The following is a 19,805-nucleotide window of genomic DNA, read 5'->3' as shown; positions in this document are numbered from 1 at the left end:
AGGGTTGCCCCTCCGGCCCGGCGGCGTGTCGTTTAGAACTTCACTTCGATCGAGGCGTAGAGATTCTTCACCGTCGCGGGGTAGGCGTACTGGAGCATGGGCGTGTTGCTCAGGTTCATGGCGGTCTCCCAGTTCTGCCCAGGCTGCGCGGAGGGGCCGATCTGCCAGCCGCTCATCGCGGTGGTGTACTTGTAGTCGATGTAGCCCAACCGAAGGGCGGCGTGGTGGGCGAACTTCCAGTGGATGTAGGCCTCCCACACGTCACCGCGGGCCCCGAGTTTGTCGGTGTATTCACCGGTGGCCGGGGTGTAGGTCCACCAGCGGGGCGAGCCGTGGTTGAACTCGACTCCGAATCCGATGTCGGTGGTGGGGTCATAGCGCATGCCGGCGTAGTAGGCCGTGGCGGTCTGGCTCTTGGTGGGGTCGCCCATCAGCCCGCCGAAGCCGGACAGCTGCGTGAGGCCGGTGGGGTACCCGGCAGGCATGGCAGACGGGAACGTCCAGTAGGCGCCGTACTGCGAGACCTGTCCGTTGGGATGGCTCTTGAGGTACCCGCCGCTCACGAAGTAGGTGAAGGTGTCACCGATCTTGTGTTTCCAGGTGGCGGTCATCTGATCCATGTCGCCGAGATTGGCCGTGGCGGTGACGTACTGGGTCGAGGGCGTCTGGCCGGGGATCGGGAAATTGATGGTGTTGCCGAAGGGGATATCCGTCATGTTGCCCATGCGGTTGTAGCCCAGGTAGAGGTTCGCGCTCTGGACGGACTCGCCGATCTGGAAGAGCAGGGGCATGTCGAACATGGCGCCCAGCACGGTCGTGTCCTTCAGGGGTCCGATGTTGCCCACCACGGGCGTGATGGCAGATGGATTGGTCCCGTTGAAGTTGGTGAAATTCATGCCGACGATGGTCTGGTTGGTCTTGACGCTGCCGCCGCCGCCGAAGCCGCTCTCGTAGCCCACGCCGTAGCAGAAGCCCAGCAGCGTGTTCTCGGGGAGTCCGAGCTTGTCGAGCTGGAACTTCCACCCGATGCCGTCGATGGTGGCGTTCACCGCCAGGGCCTGAGGAGTGGCCTGCCGCTCGCCGCCTTCGCGGACTTCGAAGGGCGGGCCGTCCGAGGTGTTCTGGCGGCCGATGGACAGGATGCTGGCGACCGCGGGGAAGTGGTAGACCAGGCTGGCTCGCTCGACCAGGAGGGCATCCGTGGCGGGTGTCTGGCCGGCGGTGAAGGAGGTGCTGATTGTGTTGGGCGTGCCGTTGAAGGTGGGCACGTCCGCGCCGCCGTGGACCTTGTACATCGTGAGGCGGCCCATGATCTTGGCGTTCTCGTTGATGGTGATGCCCATGTTCAGGCGGAGCCGGGTGGACCACTGGACCGAGTTGGTCCAGTCCTGGGCCGGAACCATCGGGGCGGGGACGACCATGGGCATTCCCGCCGCGGGGCCCGAAGGCGTCTGCATGAATCCATAGAACGGCATGTAGGGCTTGAAGTGTTCCTGGGCGCTATCGAAGCGGGTGCGGAGTTCGCCGCCCCACTGGATGTTGTCGCCGGCGACCTTGGTCTCCACCTTGACGAGACGGGTGTCGATTTCCTGAGCGGCCGTGGCCTTTTCTTCCACAGCCTTGAGCTGGGTTTTCAGCTGTTCGATCTGCTTCTGCAGATCCTCGTTGGATTGGGCGCTCAGGGCCGCTGGCGCCAGCATGGCGACGAGGGCGAGCGTGAGGCGGGAGTGCATGGGATGTCCTCCAGAAGGGGGTTCAGGGGCAAGGGAATGGGGGTTGGGGCGGAGTTGGTGGCTGGGCTTGGCCCAGGCAACTGGGGGTCAAAGGGGGGACGCAGAGCGAGCTGGAGCGAGCGGGCGGTCCCCCTTTTAAGACGTAAACTCAGCCGCCGCAGGTTTCGGGCTGGGGGGAATCCGAGGCGTGGTTCACCAGGAAGGTCTGCACGTCCTTGACCTGCTCGGGCTTCAGGAGGGTGTCGAGCTTCTCGGCGCCCTTCTTGTGTTTCCCGGCGGCGAAGTAGGCCTTCCACTGGGCCTGGGTCTTGGAGAGCGGGGTGATCTCCTTGGCCGCGCTGCCCGCCGTGTGGCAGGACTTGCAGGTCTTCTTGAAGAAGAACTTGCCCTTGGTATCGCTGCCACCTTCGGCGGCCAGCGGCGCCGTGATCACAGTGATCGCAGCGAGGAGCAACAGGGAGTTCCGCATGAAACACTTCCTTTCTGTGTGGGTGGGGCAGGGCAACGCCATCCCAACGGAGGTTGGAAAACGATTAGGGATCCCCGTGACCCGCAAGGCCTGGATGCGGACTTGCAGCGGGATCGTCATTGAGGATGAACTGGTGTTTAACGTGGTCAAGTCGTTCGTGACTATGATCACTAATAATTAAATAACCACTCAGTAATTTGAATCACTCAATTCGATTGGCATGAATCTGGACTCATCTCGGCAGTGGCGTGCGGACTGCTATCGTGGGGTGCGAGGGCCCTTCCATGGATGCTGTCCCCGGTCTTCCAACGCTCGAGCAGGACGCGGCGCTTTCACCGATCATCAACCACCCGCTGAAGCGGCAGGTGCTCGTCTGCACGTCGAAGAGCTGTACGGCCAACGGCTCCGAGGCGGTGCTGGAGGCCTTCAAGGCCGGTCTGATCGAGGAGCAGCTGCTGTTCTTCAAGGGCAACCGGGAGGGTGAGGTGCAGTGCATCCAGTGCGGCTCGGTGGGTTTCTGCGCCATCGGCCCCGCCGTGCTGGTCTACCCCGACGGCATCTGGTACGCCCACGTCACCCCCGCGGACGTGCCCGAGATCATCGAAAGCCACCTGAAGGGCGGTGTGCCCGTGGAACGGCTCGTGAGGAAGCGCTTCCCCTAGGCGTCCGGTCGCCGAACCGACCTGGGCAGGATCGTGGGACCATGGAGCCATGCTCGTGGACGCGCACTGCCACCTCACCGGTTCCTACCTGGCCCCCGACCAGGTGGAGGCCACCCTGGCGCGGGCGCGGGCAGAGGGCGTGACGGGCTTCATCGCCGTGGGCACGGATCTGGAGGATTCCCGGATCGTGCTGGACCTGGCCACCCGCACGCCCGGCGTCCAGGCCAGCCTGGGCGTGCATCCGCATGAGGCCAGCAGCTGGTCGCCGCAGGTGGCCGAGGCGCTGGGCCGGATGCTCGCGGATCCCGCCGTGCGCTTCGTGGGGGAGACGGGCCTCGACTGGCACTACGACCTGAGCCCGCGGGATGAGCAGGAGCTTGCGTTCCGGGCCCAGATCCGCCTGGCGAAGGCCCTTCGCAAGCCGCTGATGATCCACACTCGCTCGGCCCCCGAGGCGACGCTGCGGCTGCTGGAGGAAGAAGGCGCCGACGCGGTGAAGGGCATCATCCACTGCTTCAGCGAGGATCGCGCCTTCGCCGCGCGGGCCCTGGATCTGGGCTTCTACCTGAGCTTTTCGGGCATCACCACCTTCAAGAAGGCCGAGGCCATCCGCGACGTGGCGGCCTGGGCGCCGGAGGACCGCATCCTCGTGGAAACTGACGCGCCCTTCCTGGCCCCCGTGCCTTACCGGGGCAAACCCAACGAACCGGGCTACGTGCGCTTCACGGCCGAAGTGGTGGCCGAACTGCGCGGGATCCCCTCGGTGAAACTCGCGGAGCTGACCACGCGCAACCTGGAGGCCCTGTGCGGCTGGGCGCCCTCATCCTGACGGCGGCGCTGGCGGCGCCGAACCTCGCGGGCCAGGAACGCTCGCAGCATCCCTCCCTGCCCTGGGAGAAGGTGCTTCCCCTGGATTGGCAGAGTGGTCCCGCGGGCCTGCGAGCCGAGGGGTCGCTCCCGGCCCTGGAAGCCTCGACCGGCCCCGTGGTGGCGAAACTGACAGGGGATGGCACCCTGAGTATCTGGGATGCCCGGGGTATCATCCGGCTGAAGACCGGGCTGCCGGGACGTCCCCTCAAGGCCTGGCGGGACGGTGGTCTGCTGCTTCCCGAGCCTTCGGGCACCTGGCCCTTCCCCCAGGATTCGCCGCTAAGCCAGGGGTTGGGCGGCCTCCAGTGGGCCGCCGAGGATTTCCGGCCCTTCCTGCGGGGCTTGCTCTGGATCCTCGAGGATGGCGAAGGTTTCCTCACCGTGGTGCATCCCGCCACGGCGCGGGCCGTCCATCTGCCGCTTCCACCCGGGCGCGACCTCCAGCTGAGGTTCCTGCCGGATCGCCTGGAAGTGAGCGCTGGCGAGGTGGAGCAGGGCGCTCCCCGGCGCTGGTCCCTTCCCTGGATGGGCCTGCTGCCCCGCCTCGCGGAACTGGGCCCGCACAAGGACCCGGTCAAGACGGGCAGCGCCCTCGCACCCTTTCCCAAGGATTGAATTCGGGCCTTTCGGAATTGGCACGTCCTTGGCTGTGACCCATCTTGGAACCGACCCACTGGGATCCGGCATCCATCCCGCGGAGGGCCCCATGAACGCGACCTTCACCCAATCCCGACTCGCGGCGCTGCTGTTGCCCGCGGCCATCCTGGCGGCGGCGCCGCAGGCTCCTCAGCCGCCCGCGGCCCCCGAGGACGATGAGACCTACCAGGGCGAGTCGCCCGAGCGCTACGCCATGGTGCGGGCCCTGGAAGGCGACGTCACCATTCGCAAGGGCGATATCGAGGAATCCCTCAGCCGGGGCACGCCCATCGCGGAAGGGGATGTCGTGGAAAGCCGCGGCCGTGGCGTTCTGCAACTGGGTGATGGCACCCGCGTGGCTTTCGGCGGCGCCACCCGGTTCAGTGTGGCGGCCCTCTTCACGGACCGGAAGGGCGAGAAACAGGTTCTGCTCCGCCTCGACTACGGCCGGCTCCGCGTGCTGCTGGGCGGGCAGTCCGATGCCCGCTTCCGCGTGGACACCCCCTCGGGTACGGCCACCTGCTTCGACAAGGGCGCCTTCACCGTCGAGGCCGAGCGCGACAAGCTGGTGCGCCTGAAGGTGCACAGCGGTCGCGTGACCTTCACCAACGAACGGGACGAGGCCCGCATCGCCGCCGGCGAGCGCCTGACGGTCTACAGCCCGCAGGATGGCCTCGATCGCGTGCGCGGCTTCAACACCTATGACGGCGACGACTTCGACCGGTGGAGCGACCGCGCCGTGATCGTCCATCGCGGCGAAAGCTGGGATCACGTGCCCGCCGAGATCCGCTACTACGCTGATGATCTGGATAACCATGGCCGCTGGATCAACTCCGACGAATTTGGATGGGTATGGCAACCCAACGGCGTCGCCGAGGACTGGCGTCCCTACTACGAGGGGCGCTGGGCCCCCTACGCGGGGGGCATGACCTGGGTCTCCGACGAGCCATGGGGCTACATCGCCTACCACCACGGCCGCTGGCACTGGAGCGTGGGCGTGGGCTGGTGCTGGATCCCCGGCGTCTACTACAGCCCCGCCTGGGTGGCCTGGAACCATACGCCGGGCTATTGCGGCTGGGCGCCATTGGGCTACTACAACACGCCCTGCCACTGGGGCTACGGCGCCTGGCGTGGCGGCTACGCCTGGAACGTGGTGTCCATCAACTTCATCAACGCACCGAGGATCCACACCCGCGTCTACACGGATGTCCACGTCATCGGCACCTTCAACGGCCCTGGCGGCGGACCCCGCGACCTCCGCGCGCCCTGGCAGCGCTCCCCGCTGATCGTCTCGCGCACCGAGTTCCACAATCCCGGGCAGTTCCAGAACGCCTTCCAGCGTGACGTGAACCGGGAGCGCATGCGGAGCTACGAGCTGCAGGCGCGGAACACCACGGGCCGCGAAATCTTCCATCGGGAGCTGAGCCGCCCCAACCCGGTCGACTCGCGCCCGGGATCGCCGGTCGTGGCGCCCGTGCGGCGCCCCTTCGAAGAGCGCCGCAACCAGCCGGTGGAACGCTTCGCCCCCCGCGAGCGGCCCATCGAACAGCGGCCCGTCGAACCGCGTCCCGGCGACCCGCGCCCTCCCATCGCGCCGAGGCCCGAACCGCGCCGGCCAGACCAAACCCAGCCCCAGCCTTCTCGCGAGATCCGTCCCGAAGCCCCCCGGCCCACGCCGCGCATCGAGGAGCGCCGTCCCGACAATCCGCCGGTCCGGGACCGCTTCGAGAACCGCCGGCCCGTGGAAGAGCGGCGCCCCGAACCGCGGCCCGTGGAGGAGCGACGTCCCGAGCCCAGGCCCATGGAAGAACGGCGGCCGGACCCCGTGCGGGAACGCAGCCCCGAGCCCCGGCCCCGCATCGATCGCATGGATCGTGAGGAGCGCCGCCCGGAACCCATGAGGCCCGTGGAGCGGGAAAGCCGTCCCGCGCCGCGCCCCGAGCCCGCCCGTGAAAGCCGGCCTGCGCCGCGCCAAGAGCCCGCCCATGAAAGCCGTCCGGCGCCACGCCCCGAGCCGGCCAAGGAGAGGCCCCGCGAGGAAAAGAAGTCGCGCTGACCGTGAAGCGTGGCGCAAGGATCTACATGCGCTAATGAAGAAGGGCCCCGACTGGGGCCCTTCTTCTTGAACCGGAGCGCCCTCTAGGCCACTTCGATGGGGTAGATGCCCTTCTGGATGAGTTCGCTTGCGATGCGGCCGCGCAGGCGGGCGCTGCTGGTGGGGTGGAATTCGGTGAAGGCCTTCACGCCCGCCAGGGCATGACGCAGGGCTTCACCCTCCACCACGTCGGCGCAGAGCATGCGGGCGTCGCCGTGGACCTTGTGCCAGCTTTCGTTCACGTAGAGCTCGGTCATGTCCCGGGCGATCTGGGCCCAGCGGTGGCCGCCCTCCAGCATGCGTTCGGCGCGCACGACGGCGCTTTCCATGGTGTAGATCTCCATGAGCATGTTGCTCATGCGGGCCATGACCTCCTGGTTGTCGATGAGCTTCTGGCCCAGCACCTGCACCGCGAGGCCCGCCGCCAGCATGCACTGGCGCTTGCTCAGTTCCACACCGTGCTTGAGGCGGGCGAGGGGGCCCGTGAAGGTTTCGGCCTTGACGGGGTTCGAGATCTCCTTGGCCACCTGCTGGCCGAACTGCATGAGGGGTAGGTCGCCCTTCATGGCGCGCTTGAGCAGCGTGCCGGCGATGAGGAGGCGGTTGATCTCGTTGGTGCCCTCGAAGATGCGGTTGATGCGGCAGTCGCGCAGGGCCTTCTCGGGGGGGTACTCGGCGCTGAAGCCGTAGCCGCCGAAGGCCTGCACGGCCTCGTCCGCCACGAAGAAGAGGGCTTCGCTGGCCCAGACCTTGGAGATGCTGCATTCGATGGTGTATTCATCGATGGCGGCCATCTTGTCGGCGCCGGCCGTGGGGCTGTCCCAGCTGGTGCCGTGGAGGGCCTCGTCGATGTAGCCCACCGTGCGGAAGTTCATGGCCTCGCACACGAAGATCTTGGTGGCCATGTCCGCCAGCTTCTGCTGGATGAGGCCGAAGGAGTTGATGGACTTGCCGAACTGCTGGCGCTCGGTGGTGTAGCGGATGGCGTATTCCAGGATCCGCTTCATGCCTCCCTGGCTGCCCACACCCAGCTTGAAGCGGCCGATGTTGAGGATGCCGAAGGCGATCTTGTGGCCCTTGCCGATTTCGCCGAGCAGGCGGTCCTTGGGGATGCGGCAGTTCTCGAGGATGACGGTGCGGGTGGAGCTGCCCTTGATGCCCAGCTTCTTTTCCTCGGCGCCGGTGCTGATGCCGGGATCGGTCTTTTCGACGATGAAGGCGCTGAACTGCTGGCCGTCCACCTTGGCGAAGATCACGAAGACATCGGCGAAGCCGGCGTTGGTGATCCACATCTTGGTGCCGTTCAGCACCCAGCTGTCCCCGTCGAGCACGGCCGTGGCCTTCGCCCCGAGCGCGTCGGATCCGCTGCCGGCCTCGGTCAGCGCGTAGGCGGCCAGCCACTCGCCGGTGGCGAGCTTGGGCAGGTAGGTCCTCTTCTGGGCCTCGGTGCCGAAGTAGACGATGGGCAGGGTGCCGATGCCCGTATTGGCGCTGTAGGTCACGGCGAAGCTGCCCTGCTTGCTCATCTCCTCGAGCACGAGCATGGCCGTGCGCTTGTCGACGTCCATGCCCTCGTAGGCTTCTGGAACCTCCAGGCCCAGCAGGCCCAGTTCGCCGGCCTTCTTCATGAGCTCGACCGTGAGGGGGAGGTTGAGCTTGTCGATCTCCTCGTCCTTGGGCAGCACCTCGCCCTGGATGAAATCCTTGGCGGCCCGGGCGAATTCCTTGGCCTCGTCGCCGAAATCCTCAGGGGTGAACTGGGGCATCGCCCCGATGGGGGTCAGCAGGAAACTGCCTCCCTTGACCTGCTCTGCAGCAGCGGTGCTCATTGGGTCCTCCGGATTGGGTAGGGTCCAAGATGGGTGGTCGGAGGCCGCTTGGCTAGCCTCTACCTCTGGTCAATGGGGATAAGGCTGTCCGGGGGGACCGCCACGGGGCCATCTGGTCTGGTTCAATGGAAGGTGCCAGGAGGTTGGATGCCGGAAGGCCGTGATGTGCAGCAGATGTTTTCGGCCATTGCCGGAAAGTACGATGTCTTGAACCACGTCCTGTCCGGCGGCGTGGACTTCTGGTGGTGGTGGCGCATGGCCCGGGTCAGTGGCGCGGCGCCGGGGAAGCGCTTCCTCGACGTGGCGGCGGGCACCGGCGATTCCAGTCTGGCCCTCGCGCGCCGGGGCGCGGACGTGGTGAGCACCGATTTCACCCACGCCATGCTGCGCCTGGGGCCGGCCAAGTTCGCGCGCAAGGGCCTCGCCTCGAAGATCTGGGCCTCCAGCGATGCGGACGCCCAGCGCCTGCCCTTCCGCGATGCGAGCTTCGACGGGCTCACCATCTGCTACGGCATCCGCAACGTGGAGCAGCGTCCCCTGGCCTACGCCGAATTCCTGCGCGTCCTGCGCCCCGGCGGCCAGCTCACGATCCTCGAATTCAGCACGCCGGTCTGGCCGGGCCTGAAGGCCTTCTACAACTGGTACAGCCTGCGGGTGCTGCCGCGTATCGGCGCCTGGATCAGCGGCGACGATTCGGCCTACACCTACCTGCCCGAAAGCATCCGCAGCTTCCCGGACCAGCCCTCCCTGGCGGAGGAACTGAAAAGCGCGGGCTTCCGCGAGGTCCGCTGGACGAACCTCACAGGGGGTATCGTGGCCCTTCACACGGGTGTGAAGTAGGTCAGAGTTCGCGGTGCCGCTCGTCGAGCATCTGGTCGAGGATGTGGACCACTTCCTCGCTGGCGCGTTCGGCGGATTCGAAGTGGCTGAAGATGCGGTTCTGTAGCGCTTCGTCCTTGTCCCAGGAGGTGCCCAGCAGGTTGACGGCCTCCTGAATGCTGGCGTGGACGCCCGCATGGGGGGTCTCCAGCCGATGGAAGGATGGCACGTGGGAATACTGCTCGGCCCCCTGGCCCTGGTAGTACCAGGCGCCCAGCCGGCACTCGCGGTGGTCGGTGCGGATGGCGCGGGCTTCGGGGGAATCGGGCCCCTGGTGCAGCACGCGGTAGCCGTTCTGCTTGAAGAGGAAGTGGTCCACCTTGACCAGGGAGGCGAAGCTGAAGTCCTGGGCCTTATCCACCTGGACCATGGAGGTCTTGGCGGAATCGGCGAACTTCAGCACCTGGGAGCGGAAGTCGCGCACGGCGTTCCGGCTGCCTTCGGCGATCTCCTTCACCTGCTCTGAATCCTTGATCATCCGGCTGGTGGCTTCCCCGAAGGATTCGATGGTGGCCGCGATGGAGGCCGCGGCGTCCTTGGTGTTTTCGGAGAGGGTGCGCACCTCTTCGGCGACGACGGCGAAGCCCTTGCCGATCTCTCCCGCGTGGGCGGCCTCGATGGCGGCATTCAGGGCCAGCAGGTTGGTGCGGTCCGCCACGTCGGTGATGACCTGGACGATCTGGTTGATCTCGTCGCCCTTCTCGTGGAGCAGCGTGGTCTGGGCGTTGGTCTGGGCGATCATCTCGGCCACCTGGTTGAGGTTGGCCACCAGGTTCTCGATGGTGGTTCGGCTGCCCTCGGCCTCCTGGGCCGTCTCCTTCGAGATCTGGCCCACCACGCCCAATTCCTGCGTCATGCTCATCAGGTATTCCTGGATGGACTTCAGGTTTTCGATGAGGTTGCCGGAATTGAGATCGGTGATGCGGGCGATGAGGCGTTCCTTGATGGCCATGTGCTGCACCTGGCCGAGGCTTTCCACGGAGACGTTCACCCGGGTCATGGCGTCCTTGAAGGCCCCGTGAAGGCCCTGGTCCATGGCGAGCCGGAAGGTCTTGCCCTGGCTCGCGTGGTCGAAGGCGGAGAACACTTCACGGAAGTAGGCCTCCTGCTGATCCAGCAGGTCGTTGAGGGCCCAGGCCAGTTCACCCGTGGCCGCGCCCTTCTTGATGCCCGTCATCCGCTGGTCGAGGTTGCCATCGGCGGCGGCCTTCAGGTTCTTCGTGAGGTTTTTGATGGCCAGCAGGACGCGATGGACCGTATAGAGGGTCAGCCCCAGCAGGAGGGCCGTCACGGCGAACAGCGCCCAGCCGAAGGTGGAAACCCGCCCCGAGCCCGTGGCGACGAGGTAGCCGAAGACGAGGAACAGCCCCAGCGTGAGGGCGACCAGATAGTGGACCCTAGAGCCCAAAGACAAATTCTTCATAGCTCATGCCCTTCTGTTCGAGTGCTTGATGGAGGACGGCCAGTGAGGCCTTCATGCCCGCCTGGCCGTCACCGGCGCGCCGCTCGGCGTCGAGCATGGCCCGGTAGAGTCCGCTGACGGCCTGGACGGCCTCGGGTTTCGGCTTGCGCCGGACGGAGTAGTAGCCGATGAGGTTCCCCCGGGAATCGAAGGAAGGGGTGATGTTGGCGAAGACCCAGTAGAAGCTGCCATCCTTGGCCAGGTTTTTCACGTAGGCGCAGATCTCGCTCTTCGCCTGGATGGTGTCCCAGAGCAGCTTGAAGACGGACCGGGGCATGTCGGGGTGGCGCAGGATGTTGTGCGGCGCGCCGAGCAGTTCCTGTTCCGAGTAGCCGGAGATGTCGATGAAGACCCGGTTCCCGTAGGTGATGAGTCCCTTGAGGTCCGTCTTGGACACTATGAAATCATTTTCACCCAGGACTTTTTCGTGTTGGGTTGGTTGAGGCCGAAGGCTCATGGGCGAGATCTCCACCCACGTGGTATCGGTCACCTCATGAGGGCTTTCTTAGTTCTGGCGGCTTGGCCGGTATTTACATCCCCGACAGCGGATAGCGGCCCTGATCCACAAGGACTTGGGCGATCCGCTCACGCAGGGAAGACAGGGGCATCGGGGCCGGGGCGTGCATGGCCAGGAGGTCGGCCAGGAGGGTATCCAGGGCCGGGCCGGTGGCGAGTTCGGCCGCCAGCATGCGGGCCTCGGATTGCACGCGGTTCCAGGCTTCCTGGGCGTAGACGGTGGCCAGATCCCGGGCCAGGCCGGCCCAGCGATGACCGCTCTCGGTCAATTTCTTCGCGCGGACCACGGCCGATTCCATGGCGTAGACCTCCACCAGCAGGTTGCTGATGCGGGCGGTGGCCTCCTGGTTGTCCAGGATCTTCGGGCCATGTTCGGCCTGGGCCCGGGCGATCACCTTGAGGGCGAGGGCCTTGGCGAGGGCCACGGTCTTCAGCAGCTCGTCCTGGGGCAGATCCACCGGGGCCGCGTCGCTGCCCGCCAGGGGAAGGCCATCCACACCGCCGCAGCGCTTGAGGAAGGTGCCCGCGATGAGCAGACGGTTGATCTCGTTGGTGCCCTCGAAGATGCGGTTGATGCGGCAGTCGCGGTAGATTTTCTCGGCCGGATATTCGGCGCTGAAGCCCGCGCCACCGAAGGTCTGCACGGCGTCGTCGGCGGTGGCGAAGAGGGCCTCGCTGCCCCAGACCTTGGACATGGAGGCTTCCACGGCGTACTCGTCGATGGCCTTCATCTTGTCGGCGCCGCCGGTCTCGCTGTCCCAACTGGTCTGGGCCAGGGCCTCGTCGAGGTAGCCGATGGTGCGGAAGCTCATGCTTTCGCCCACGAAGATCCGCATGGCCATGTTCGAAAGCTTCTGCTGGATGAGGCCGAAGGCCGTGAGGGGCTTGCCGAACTGGGTGCGCTCGCCGGCATATTTCAGGGTGTATTCCAGCACCCGCTTGCCGGCGCCCACGGAACTCGCGCCTAGCTTGAAGCGGCCGATGTTCAGGATGCCGAAGGCGATGCGGGCACCCTTGCCCTTGCCGCCCAGCAGCCGGTCTTCAGGGATGCGGCAGTTGTCGAGGATGACCGTGCGCGTGGAGCTGCCCTTGATGCCCATCTTCTTTTCTTCGGCGCCCGTGCTGATGCCGGGGTCGGTCTTTTCGATGATGAAGGCGCTGAGGTGGCTGCCGTTGACCTTGGCGAAGACGGTGAACACGTCGGCGAAACCGGCATTGGTGATCCAGGCCTTGGTGCCGTTCAGCACCCAGTGACCATCCTGCAGCACGGCGGTCGTCTTGGCACCCAGGGCGTCGGAGCCGCTGCCCGCCTCCGTCAGCGCGTAGGCCGCCACCCACTCGCCGGTGGCGAGCTTGGGCAGGTACTTCGCCTTCTGCTCGTGGTTCCCGAAGTAGACGATGGGCAGGGAGCCGATGCTCGTGTGGGCGCAGTAGCTGGTGGAGAAGCTGGCCTGCTTGGCCATCTCCTCGAGGACCAGGAGGGCCGTCTTCTTGTCGAGGTCCAGGCCGCCGTAGGCCTCGGGGATCTCGATGCCCAGGATGCCCAGCTCGCCGGCCTTGGCCAGCAGATCACGGCTCAGCTCGAGGTCGAGGTGATCGATCTCCTCGTCCCGGGGCAGGATCTCGCCGTTCACGAAATCGCGGGCGGCTTCGGCGATGGCCAGCGCGTCTTCGCTGTTCTCTTCGGCGATGAACTGGGGCAGGGAGCCCGCGGGATGAAACATGAAACTGCCGCCGCGCACCAACTGGGTCTCGACCAAGGCCATGGGAACCTCCCGATGCCTCGATGATCTACCTGGAGTCAGAAGGGCTCCACTCCTATTGTGGAGACCTCGGTCACAAAAGGCGGTTACCACATCAGATGAGGCGTTTCTGGCCCTGGGGATGGTTGAGGACCACCTTCTTCACATGCTCGATCCAGGTGGCGCGGCCACCGGGTTCCAGGCGCTCATGGGGCAGGGAGCGTTCGTCGAGCAGCTTGTCCACGAGTTGGTCGATGGCCTCGGCGAAAAAGGTGTCCGTATCGCGGATGCCGTCGGCGGCCAGCGTGCCGCCGAAGGGCACCTTGAAGAGCAGGTCGTAGCCCTTCATCCAGTGGTGCATGAACCGCTCGATGGGCAGCTGGCGGCCGAAGGCCAGCATCATGTAGGCGTAGTTGTCGAGCACGCTACGGTCGCAGACGACCACGTCGTGCTGGCTGCCCGAGCGGATCTCTTCGGCCATCTGGGTGAGGAAGATCCAGGTCTGGGCTTCCAGGGAGGTCTTCTGGTTGATGGGCAGGGGGGAGAGCCGCGCCACCTCCTTCACGATGTCCACGTGGACGCCCTCCCGCTTGAGCACGGCGGCCAGTTCGTAGCAGAGGGTGGTCTTGCCCACCCCGTGGGTGCCGATGAATGCGACTTTCAAACGTCTTCTCCCGATTCTGCCTGGGCTCGGCGGGCTTGCATCTCGGCGCGGAAGGCGGCGGCGCAGTCGGGGCAGACGCCGTGGGTGAAGGTGGCTTCGGTGTGCTCGGAGAGGTAGGTCTCGATCTGTTTCCAGTAGCCGTGGTCGCCGCGCACCTTCTTGCAGTGGCTGCAGATGGGGAGCATGCCCTTGAGGGTCTTCACCTCGGCCAGGGCCTGGGTGAGCTCGAGGATGAGGCGGTCCCGCTCGGCCTCCATGCGCTTGCGCTCGGTGACGTCGCGGGTGACGCCCTGGAGCCCCTGCACGCTGCCGTCCTCGCCCCAGACGATGCGCATGCGGACTTCCACCTGGATCTCGCGGCCATCCTTGTGGCGGAGGCTGACTTCCACGGCTTCGGTCTCGAAGGGCTGGGATCCGGCGGGCAGGTTCCGCGCGCCGGCGATCTTCTTGTAGAGCTGGTCCCGCCCCTGGGCGGAGAAGGTGCGGTCGCTCAGGCTGAGGCGGACGGCCTCTTCCGGCGTCCAGCCCCGCTGCCGCAGGATGGAGGGGCTGATGTAGGTGACCCGCCCTTCGGCGTCCGCCGTCCAGATGACGTCCAGGGCGTTCTCGGCCAGCAGGCGGTACTTGGCCTCCTCCTGGGCCAGCCGGTCCTGGGCGGCCAACTGGCGGCGCCAGGCGGCCTTGGCCATCCAGGTCACGACCGCGGAGAGCACGATCAGGCCCATCACCGCGAGTCCCGCCAACAGGGCCTCCTTGCGCCAGGGATGCAGGTAGTCCGCCTGGCCCAGCGACACGAGGAGGAAGAGGGTCGGATTCGAAAGCCGTCGGAAGGTGTAGGTCCGTACCTCACCGTCCAGGCGCGAATGGGTGGAGAAGTGGCTCACGGCCAGGCCGGACCGCACGGCGTCCAGGTATTCGCCCTCGACCCGGGTGTCTCCGATGAGCTGCTCCAGGCCGGGGAAGGAGGGGTACCGGGTGATGAGCGACAGGTCGGCCCCTCGGAGGGAGATGGAACCCCGGCCTCCCACATCCACGCGGGAAAGCAGCTGGTTGAGGTGGTCGAGGGGGATGGTCGCGTAGACGATGCCCCCGAACCCGTCCTTGGGTTTGTTCAGCCGCCGCGCCAGGATCATCACCCACTTGCCGCTGAAGCGGCTGACGAGAGGAGGCGACACCACCAGGCCGGCCTCGGGATGCGCCTTCAGCTGCTGGAAGTAGCCGCGATCAGCGATGCTGAGGTGAGGTTGGGCTTTGAGGATGGATGTGCCGTGGTTGACGAACCCATCGGCATCCGCTGTGCGGAGGGCATCCAGCCACTTGAGGCGCGGGAACTGGGTCGCCAGGCTGGTTTCGATCCTTTCTCCACCATCCCCCGGGCCCGGGCGTTCCGCCTCGTCCTTGACGGCGAGGAGGACCAGGTCGATCTGGTGGATGGTGGCCAGAAGGTTCTCTTCGAGCACCTGGGCCAGGTTGTGAGTGGTCTGTTCCGCCCGTTGGATGTACTGGGCCCGACTGATCGTCAGGGTCGCCACGGCGAAGACCACGATGAGCAGATTGAAGAGTGCCACGCCCCAGGCCAGAGCCCGCGCGGTGCTCCGCTCGGGTCGAGGCGCCTGGGGATCGGGGCTGCTCATGCCTGCTCCGGGTGATGGGATGATTCCACGCCCCCGCGCGTTCCAACGCAGACCTCCTCTGGAGGAGGGGCGTCGATGAACGGGTGGGTTCAAGCCTCCAGTATCCCCGGGGACCAGGGACTCCGGCCTGTGTTCTCCATCACGGAAGCAGAAGGGCTAGAACAGGCTGGTGCCGTCCATGGCCTCGGGCTGGGCGAGGCTGAACAGTTTCAGGAGGGTGGGGGCCACGTCGCTGAGGGCACCGCCACTGCGGAGCTGGCGGGCCTCGAAGCCTTTGGCCACCAGCACGGCGGGCACGGGATTCAGGGTATGGGCGGTGTGGGGGTTGCCGCCCTCGTCGCGCATGCATTCGCAGTTGCCGTGGTCGGCCGTGATGAACAGGGCGCCGCCTGCGGCCAGGGTGGCGTCGGCGATGCGACCCACGGCGCCGTCGATGGCCTCGCAGGCGGTGACGGCGGCGGCCAGGTCACCGGTGTGGCCGATCATGTCGGGGTTGGCCAGGTTGCAGACCAGCAGCCGGTAGTCGCCGGACCGGATGGCCGCTTCGAGCCCCTGGCTCACGTCCGCCAGGCTCATCTCGGGCTGCAGATCATAGGTGGCCACCTTGGGCGAGGGCACCAGCCGCCGCACTTCCCCTTCGAAGGGTTCTTCCCGACCGCCGTTGAAGAAGTAGGTGACGTGGGCGTATTTCTCGGTCTCGGCCGTGCGGAACTGCTTCCAGCCCTGGGCGCTGATGAGCTCGCCCAGGATGTGGTCGAGGCTCTGCGGCGGGTAGGCGACGGAAAGAAAAGGATCCAGTTCGGCATCGTAGGCCGTGAAGGTCACGAGCTTCACGGCGGGGCGCTTTTTCTGGGTGAAGCCTGCAAAAGCCGGATTCACCAGGGCGTGGCACATCTGCCGGGCCCGGTCGGCGCGGAAATTGAAGAAGAGCACCCCGTCTCCGTCGGCGATGGGATGGAAGGCATCCAGCTTGGTGGGGGCCACGAACTCATCCGTTTCACCGCGCTCGTAGGCGGCGGTGATGGCGGCCAGGGCATCGGGAGCCGTCTGGGCGGCATCCCCATCCACGTAGAGCTTCCAGGCCTGCTCGGTGCGCTCCCAGCGCTTGTCCCGGTCCATGGCAGTGTAGCGGCCGCAGACGGAGCCGAGGGTGACGAGGGGGCAGGCGCGCAGTTGGAAGGTCAGCCACTGCAGGTAGCCGTCGGCGCTCTTCTGGCCCGTGTCGCGGCCGTCAGTGATGGCGTGGATGGTGGTGGGCACGCCTTCGGCCTGGGCCCACTGGGCCAGGGCCACGAGGTGGTTCTGGTGGCTGTGGACGCCGCCGTCGCTCACGAGGCCCAGCAGGTGGAGCCGCTTGCCCGACGTTTTCAGATCCTTCAGGAGACCGCCGATGGCGGCGTTCTCGCGGAAGGTGCCGCGCCGGATGGCCGCGTCGATGCGGGTGAGTTCCTGCCAGACGACGCGCCCGGCGCCCAGGTTCATGTGCCCCACCTCCGAATTGCCGAACTGGCCATCCGGCAGGCCCACGGCCTCGCCGCTGGTGAGCAGCTGGGTGGTGGCGTAGGCCTTGCGCAGCTCGTTGAAGCGCGGCATGGAAGCGACGAAGGTGGCGTCGAAGGCGTTCCGGGGGCCGTCGCCGAAGCCGTCGAGGATGAGGAGGGTGATGGGGCCTTGGATCATGGGCGGGGTCAGTCCTTTTTCGCGGTGCGCTGTTTGGCCTTGAGGCCTCTGGGCAGGTCCTCGGGCACGAATCCGATGCGGTGCTCCTCGTGGGCCGGCTCCTCCTCGTCCTGGAGGGTCTTCAGCACCAGCTCCAGTTTCTGTTCCAGGGCCGATACCCGGGCGGACAGCTCGGCCTGGGTGGTGAGCAGGTGGCGGGCCTCGGCGAAGGCCGGCAGCAGACTCAGCAGCCGGGATTCCTTCTCTGGAAGCAGGCCGGTCAACAGGGCGGCGCCGGCCTCGGTGAAGGCCAGGATGGGGGCTTCGGGGATTTTCTGCCGCTCCTCGGCCGTGAGGGGGAAGACGAGGGACTCATGGAAGCGCTCGGGGTGGGCCTCCACGAGGGCCGTCAGGGCACTTGTCTCCATGCCCAGCTGGTCGGCCAGGGCCTGGTCGGGCAGGGCGGCCGTGTCGCGGATCCAGAGGAGCCGCGACAGCACCTCGACGGGGGCGCTCACGGCACCTGCTCGCCGTGGGGATTGGACAGCAGGTAGAGCACGGCCATGCGGACGGGCACGCCGTTGGTCACCTGGTCGAGGATGAGGTTGTTCGGGCCGTCGGCCACGTCGCTGGTGATTTCCAGGCCGCGGTTGATGGGACCGGGGTGCAGCACCACCACGTCCTTCTTTGCGCGCTTCATGCGGGCCGGGTTCAGCTGGAAGTAGCGGCTGTACTCGCCCTGGCCGGGGATGTAGGCGCCGGTGCCACGTTCGAACTGGGCGCGCAGCATCATGATGGCGTCCTGCTGGGGGATGATGGCGTCGAAGTCGTAGCTGATGTCGATGGAGGGCCAGGTGGCCTTCAGTTCCACGGGCAGGAGGGTGGGGGGGCCGACGAGGGTGACCTTGGCGCCCATGCGGGTGAGCAGCCAGAGGTTGGAACGCACCACGCGGCTGTTGCGGATATCGCCCACGATGGCCACGCGCAGGCCTTCGAGCCGGCCGAAATGCTTGCGCAGGGTGTAGGCGTCCAGCAGGGCCTGGGTGGGGTGCTCGTGGGCGCCGTCCCCGGCGTTCACGATGCTGGCCTTCATGTGCCGGGCCAGCAGGGCGTGGGCCCCGGGGGCGCTGTGCCGCATGACGATGAGGTCCGGGTGCATGGCCTCCAGGTTCATGGCCGTGTCGACGAGGGTCTCGCCCTTGTTCAGGCTGCTGGTGTCGGCGTCGAAGTTGATGATCTCGGCCGACAGGCGCTTTTCGGCGATCTCGAAGCTGTTGCGGGTGCGGGTGCTGTTCTCGAAGAAGAGGTTGACCACCAGCTTCTTGCGCAGGGCGGGGACGATCTTGATGCTGGGGCGCTCGCAGACCTCCTCGAAGGCCTGGGCCTGGTCCAGCAGAGCCGTGATGTCCCGGGGGCTCAGGGGCTCGATGCCCAGCAGATGCTTGTGGGGGAAGACGTAGCGTTCAGACGTCATTAACAGGCCTCCACGGTGACGCCGTCTTCACCGTCAACTTCCTTTACGCGCACCGCCACCCGCTGTCCGGGGGGCACCTCCACCCGCAGCCCCGCCAGATCCGCCTGGATGGGGAGTTCCCGGCCGCTGCGGTCGGCCATGACGAGGAGCATCACCCGGCGGGGCCGGCCATGGTCCAGCAGGGCGTCCAGGGCCGCGCGCACCGTCCGGCCTGTGTAGAGGACGTCATCCACGAGGACCACGGTCCGTTCCTTCAGGGTGAAGGGGATCTCCGTGGGACGGACGATGGGGCTGCCCACCATCTCGGTGAGGTCGTCCCGGTAGAGCGTGATGTCCAGGGCGCCCACGGGCACCTGGGCGCCGGTGGCGGCCCTCAGCAGGATGGCCAGGCGCTCGGCCAGGGGTAGGCCCCGGGAGCGGATGCCTAGGAGGACGACCTCCTCATCGGCCTTCAGGCGGGCCACCAGATCGGTGGCCAGGCGCCGGAGGGTCGCCTCCATCTGACCGGGGTCCATGGGGCAGGGGCCTGGGGCAGCGGGCATGGAACCTCCGGGGTGCGCTCCCCCACGGGGCGCGCTCGCACGTTTCAGTCTAGCCGAGCCGGGCCCCTGGTCGGAGACCCCGGGGCAGCTTTTGCAGGATTCAAGTTGGAAACCCGCCCCTCCGATGCCCCATCTGAGGACACTCATGAGTCAGGAACGGCGACAGTACCAACGGATCCCCCTGGAGGCCAACCTGAGCTTCCAGGAATTGAGTTTTCACAAGGGCGAGATCCCGGCCACGAGCAGCTACAGGGACGTGTCGGCCGGCGGCCTGCTGGTGGATTCCCCCCGGGCCTACCCCCTGGGGACCCTGCTCAAGCTGGAGCTGCGGGTGCCCGGCTGGGGCCGCTACCAGAACCACTTCGGGCCTGTGCAGGACGCCGAGGCCCGCCCCCTGGTGGCTCTCGGCATGGTCGTCCGGGTCGAACAGCTGGATTCCGGCGGCTACGAACTGGGCGTGAAGTTCCAGAACGTCTACCCTGATGACCTCGATGCCCTCATCAAATTCCTGGAGGCCTACGCGCCTCCCCCCTCTCTCTGATTCCGTTTCACCATCCTTTCCAGGAGGCCCCCCGTGAAGATCCTCATCGTGGACGATTCCTCGACGATGCGGCGCATCATCATCAACACCCTTTCGCGCATCGGCTACACCGATGTGGTCGAGGGTGAGAACGGCAAGAACGGGCTGGAAAAGCTCGGCCAGGGCGGGGTGGAGATGATCATCACCGACTGGAACATGCCCGAGATGGATGGCCTCGAATTCGTGAAGACCGTGCGCGGCCAGAATGCCGCCATCCCGATCCTCATGGTGACGACCAACGCCGCCAAGGAGGACATCGTCGAGGCGCTCCAGGCCGGCGTGAACAACTACGTGGTGAAGCCATTCACCCCGGAGACCCTCAAGGAAAAGATCGAATCCCTCCTCGGGTAGGGAGCAGG

The 19,805-nt window shown here is 66.5% G+C and carries 20 protein-coding genes; 8 read left to right on the top strand and 12 right to left on the bottom strand.

The genetic code is table 11. From position 1 onward, the window contains the following. Positions 1–32: 32 nt before the first annotated feature. Entirely contained in the window at positions 33–1,733 is a 1,701-nt protein-coding gene (locus QSJ34_RS16940; RefSeq protein WP_285577530.1) for a DUF3373 family protein, read from the bottom strand. Between the two features lie 148 nt (positions 1,734–1,881). Further along, a complete protein-coding gene (locus QSJ34_RS16935; protein ID WP_285577529.1) occupies positions 1,882–2,202 on the bottom strand; it encodes a c-type cytochrome in 321 nt (106 codons plus the stop codon). Between QSJ34_RS16935 and QSJ34_RS16930 the strand changes: the two genes are divergently transcribed. The 5 genes from QSJ34_RS16930 to QSJ34_RS16910 all read left to right on the top strand — a co-directional run bounded on the left by QSJ34_RS16930 (position 2,201) and on the right by QSJ34_RS16910 (position 6,426). Beyond that, positions 2,201–2,383, top strand: coding sequence for a hypothetical protein (locus QSJ34_RS16930; RefSeq protein ID WP_285577528.1), 183 nt, complete (start codon positions 2,201–2,203; stop codon positions 2,381–2,383). The two genes, QSJ34_RS16935 and QSJ34_RS16930, sit on opposite strands and share 2 nt — an antisense overlap. 103 nt (positions 2,384–2,486) lie before the next feature. Then, positions 2,487–2,864: a (2Fe-2S) ferredoxin domain-containing protein gene (locus tag QSJ34_RS16925; protein ID WP_285577526.1), complete on the top strand. Its 378-nt coding sequence runs from the start codon at positions 2,487–2,489 to the stop codon at positions 2,862–2,864. A 49-nt stretch (positions 2,865–2,913) separates the two neighbouring features. Continuing rightward, positions 2,914–3,693: a TatD family hydrolase gene (locus QSJ34_RS16920; protein ID WP_285577524.1), complete on the top strand. Its 780-nt coding sequence runs from the start codon at positions 2,914–2,916 to the stop codon at positions 3,691–3,693. Then, the gene (locus QSJ34_RS16915; RefSeq protein ID WP_285577522.1) at positions 3,669–4,349 is read left to right on the top strand and encodes a hypothetical protein; all 681 of its coding nucleotides are present in this window, start codon (positions 3,669–3,671) and stop codon (positions 4,347–4,349) included. The genes QSJ34_RS16920 and QSJ34_RS16915 overlap by 25 nt, the downstream gene beginning before the upstream one ends. 91 nt (positions 4,350–4,440) lie before the next feature. Further along, positions 4,441–6,426 carry a DUF6600 domain-containing protein gene (locus tag QSJ34_RS16910; protein ID WP_285577520.1) on the top strand — a complete coding sequence of 662 codons (1,986 nt, stop codon included), beginning with the start codon at positions 4,441–4,443 and terminating at the stop codon, positions 6,424–6,426. An 83-nt stretch (positions 6,427–6,509) separates the two neighbouring features. On the opposite strand, the gene QSJ34_RS16905 is transcribed toward QSJ34_RS16910, so the two are convergent. Then, the gene (locus QSJ34_RS16905; protein ID WP_285577518.1) at positions 6,510–8,294 is read right to left on the bottom strand and encodes an acyl-CoA dehydrogenase family protein; all 1,785 of its coding nucleotides are present in this window, start codon (positions 8,292–8,294) and stop codon (positions 6,510–6,512) included. Between the two features lie 147 nt (positions 8,295–8,441). Between QSJ34_RS16905 and QSJ34_RS16900 the strand changes: the two genes are divergently transcribed. Further along, complete coding sequence (locus QSJ34_RS16900; RefSeq protein ID WP_285577516.1) at positions 8,442–9,134, top strand: class I SAM-dependent methyltransferase; 693 nt, start codon at positions 8,442–8,444, stop codon at positions 9,132–9,134. A 1-nt stretch (position 9,135) separates the two neighbouring features. On the opposite strand, the gene QSJ34_RS16895 is transcribed toward QSJ34_RS16900, so the two are convergent. The 9 genes from QSJ34_RS16895 to pyrR all read right to left on the bottom strand — a co-directional run bounded on the left by QSJ34_RS16895 (position 9,136) and on the right by pyrR (position 18,866). Continuing rightward, complete coding sequence (locus QSJ34_RS16895) at positions 9,136–10,596, bottom strand: methyl-accepting chemotaxis protein (RefSeq protein ID WP_285577514.1); 1,461 nt, start codon at positions 10,594–10,596, stop codon at positions 9,136–9,138. Then, positions 10,571–11,092: a PAS domain-containing protein gene (locus tag QSJ34_RS16890; RefSeq protein ID WP_420798871.1), complete on the bottom strand. Its 522-nt coding sequence runs from the start codon at positions 11,090–11,092 to the stop codon at positions 10,571–10,573. The genes QSJ34_RS16895 and QSJ34_RS16890 overlap by 26 nt, the downstream gene beginning before the upstream one ends. 73 nt (positions 11,093–11,165) lie before the next feature. After that, complete coding sequence (locus tag QSJ34_RS16885; protein WP_285577510.1) at positions 11,166–12,917, bottom strand: acyl-CoA dehydrogenase family protein; 1,752 nt, start codon at positions 12,915–12,917, stop codon at positions 11,166–11,168. A 91-nt stretch (positions 12,918–13,008) separates the two neighbouring features. Then, complete coding sequence (locus QSJ34_RS16880; protein WP_285577508.1) at positions 13,009–13,557, bottom strand: AAA family ATPase; 549 nt, start codon at positions 13,555–13,557, stop codon at positions 13,009–13,011. Then, the gene (locus QSJ34_RS16875) at positions 13,554–15,191 is read right to left on the bottom strand and encodes a PAS domain S-box protein (RefSeq protein WP_285577506.1); all 1,638 of its coding nucleotides are present in this window, start codon (positions 15,189–15,191) and stop codon (positions 13,554–13,556) included. Before QSJ34_RS16875 ends, QSJ34_RS16880 begins: the two co-directional genes overlap by 4 nt. A gap of 156 nt (positions 15,192–15,347) precedes the next feature. Beyond that, the gene (gpmI, locus tag QSJ34_RS16870) at positions 15,348–16,871 is read right to left on the bottom strand and encodes a 2,3-bisphosphoglycerate-independent phosphoglycerate mutase (protein ID WP_285577504.1); all 1,524 of its coding nucleotides are present in this window, start codon (positions 16,869–16,871) and stop codon (positions 15,348–15,350) included. Between the two features lie 8 nt (positions 16,872–16,879). Then, complete coding sequence (locus QSJ34_RS16865) at positions 16,880–17,368, bottom strand: ORF6N domain-containing protein (RefSeq protein ID WP_285577502.1); 489 nt, start codon at positions 17,366–17,368, stop codon at positions 16,880–16,882. Continuing rightward, positions 17,365–18,324 (bottom strand): aspartate carbamoyltransferase catalytic subunit, encoded by a 960-nt coding sequence (locus QSJ34_RS16860; RefSeq protein ID WP_285577500.1) that lies wholly within the window; start codon positions 18,322–18,324, stop codon positions 17,365–17,367. Before QSJ34_RS16860 ends, QSJ34_RS16865 begins: the two co-directional genes overlap by 4 nt. Further along, positions 18,324–18,866 (bottom strand): bifunctional pyr operon transcriptional regulator/uracil phosphoribosyltransferase PyrR, encoded by a 543-nt coding sequence (gene pyrR / locus QSJ34_RS16855; RefSeq protein WP_285577498.1) that lies wholly within the window; start codon positions 18,864–18,866, stop codon positions 18,324–18,326. The genes QSJ34_RS16860 and pyrR overlap by 1 nt, the downstream gene beginning before the upstream one ends. A gap of 145 nt (positions 18,867–19,011) precedes the next feature. Between pyrR and QSJ34_RS16850 the strand changes: the two genes are divergently transcribed. Further along, positions 19,012–19,407 carry a PilZ domain-containing protein gene (locus QSJ34_RS16850; protein WP_285577496.1) on the top strand — a complete coding sequence of 132 codons (396 nt, stop codon included), beginning with the start codon at positions 19,012–19,014 and terminating at the stop codon, positions 19,405–19,407. A gap of 33 nt (positions 19,408–19,440) precedes the next feature. Next, positions 19,441–19,797: a response regulator gene (locus QSJ34_RS16845; RefSeq protein WP_285577494.1), complete on the top strand. Its 357-nt coding sequence runs from the start codon at positions 19,441–19,443 to the stop codon at positions 19,795–19,797. Positions 19,798–19,805: the final 8 nt, after the last annotated feature.

Source organism: Geothrix limicola (assembly GCF_030268085.1).
Classification (GTDB): Bacteria; Acidobacteriota; Holophagae; order Holophagales; family Holophagaceae; genus Geothrix; species Geothrix limicola.
Note: the sequence above shows the minus strand (reverse complement) of the source record. Positions and strands in the feature narration are given on the sequence as shown.

What these genes read in the sequence shown, in the direction of transcription:
- QSJ34_RS16940 (WP_285577530.1), bottom strand. Translation starts at nt 1,733, where the DNA reads ATGCACTCCCGCCTCACGCTCGCCCTCGTCGCCATGCTGGCGCCAGCG.
- QSJ34_RS16930 (WP_285577528.1), top strand. Translation starts at nt 2,201, where the DNA reads ATGAAACACTTCCTTTCTGTGTGGGTGGGGCAGGGCAACGCCATCCCA.
- QSJ34_RS16935 (WP_285577529.1), bottom strand. Translation starts at nt 2,202, where the DNA reads ATGCGGAACTCCCTGTTGCTCCTCGCTGCGATCACTGTGATCACGGCG.
- QSJ34_RS16925 (WP_285577526.1), top strand. Translation starts at nt 2,487, where the DNA reads ATGGATGCTGTCCCCGGTCTTCCAACGCTCGAGCAGGACGCGGCGCTT.
- QSJ34_RS16920 (WP_285577524.1), top strand. Translation starts at nt 2,914, where the DNA reads ATGCTCGTGGACGCGCACTGCCACCTCACCGGTTCCTACCTGGCCCCC.
- QSJ34_RS16910 (WP_285577520.1), top strand. Translation starts at nt 4,441, where the DNA reads ATGAACGCGACCTTCACCCAATCCCGACTCGCGGCGCTGCTGTTGCCC.
- QSJ34_RS16905 (WP_285577518.1), bottom strand. Translation starts at nt 8,294, where the DNA reads ATGAGCACCGCTGCTGCAGAGCAGGTCAAGGGAGGCAGTTTCCTGCTG.
- QSJ34_RS16900 (WP_285577516.1), top strand. Translation starts at nt 8,442, where the DNA reads ATGCCGGAAGGCCGTGATGTGCAGCAGATGTTTTCGGCCATTGCCGGA.
- QSJ34_RS16895 (WP_285577514.1), bottom strand. Translation starts at nt 10,596, where the DNA reads ATGAAGAATTTGTCTTTGGGCTCTAGGGTCCACTATCTGGTCGCCCTC.
- QSJ34_RS16890 (WP_420798871.1), bottom strand. Translation starts at nt 11,092, where the DNA reads ATGAGCCTTCGGCCTCAACCAACCCAACACGAAAAAGTCCTGGGTGAA.
- QSJ34_RS16885 (WP_285577510.1), bottom strand. Translation starts at nt 12,917, where the DNA reads ATGGCCTTGGTCGAGACCCAGTTGGTGCGCGGCGGCAGTTTCATGTTT.
- QSJ34_RS16875 (WP_285577506.1), bottom strand. Translation starts at nt 15,191, where the DNA reads ATGAGCAGCCCCGATCCCCAGGCGCCTCGACCCGAGCGGAGCACCGCG.
- gpmI (WP_285577504.1), bottom strand. Translation starts at nt 16,871, where the DNA reads ATGATCCAAGGCCCCATCACCCTCCTCATCCTCGACGGCTTCGGCGAC.
- QSJ34_RS16860 (WP_285577500.1), bottom strand. Translation starts at nt 18,324, where the DNA reads ATGACGTCTGAACGCTACGTCTTCCCCCACAAGCATCTGCTGGGCATC.
- pyrR (WP_285577498.1), bottom strand. Translation starts at nt 18,866, where the DNA reads ATGCCCGCTGCCCCAGGCCCCTGCCCCATGGACCCCGGTCAGATGGAG.
- QSJ34_RS16850 (WP_285577496.1), top strand. Translation starts at nt 19,012, where the DNA reads ATGAGTCAGGAACGGCGACAGTACCAACGGATCCCCCTGGAGGCCAAC.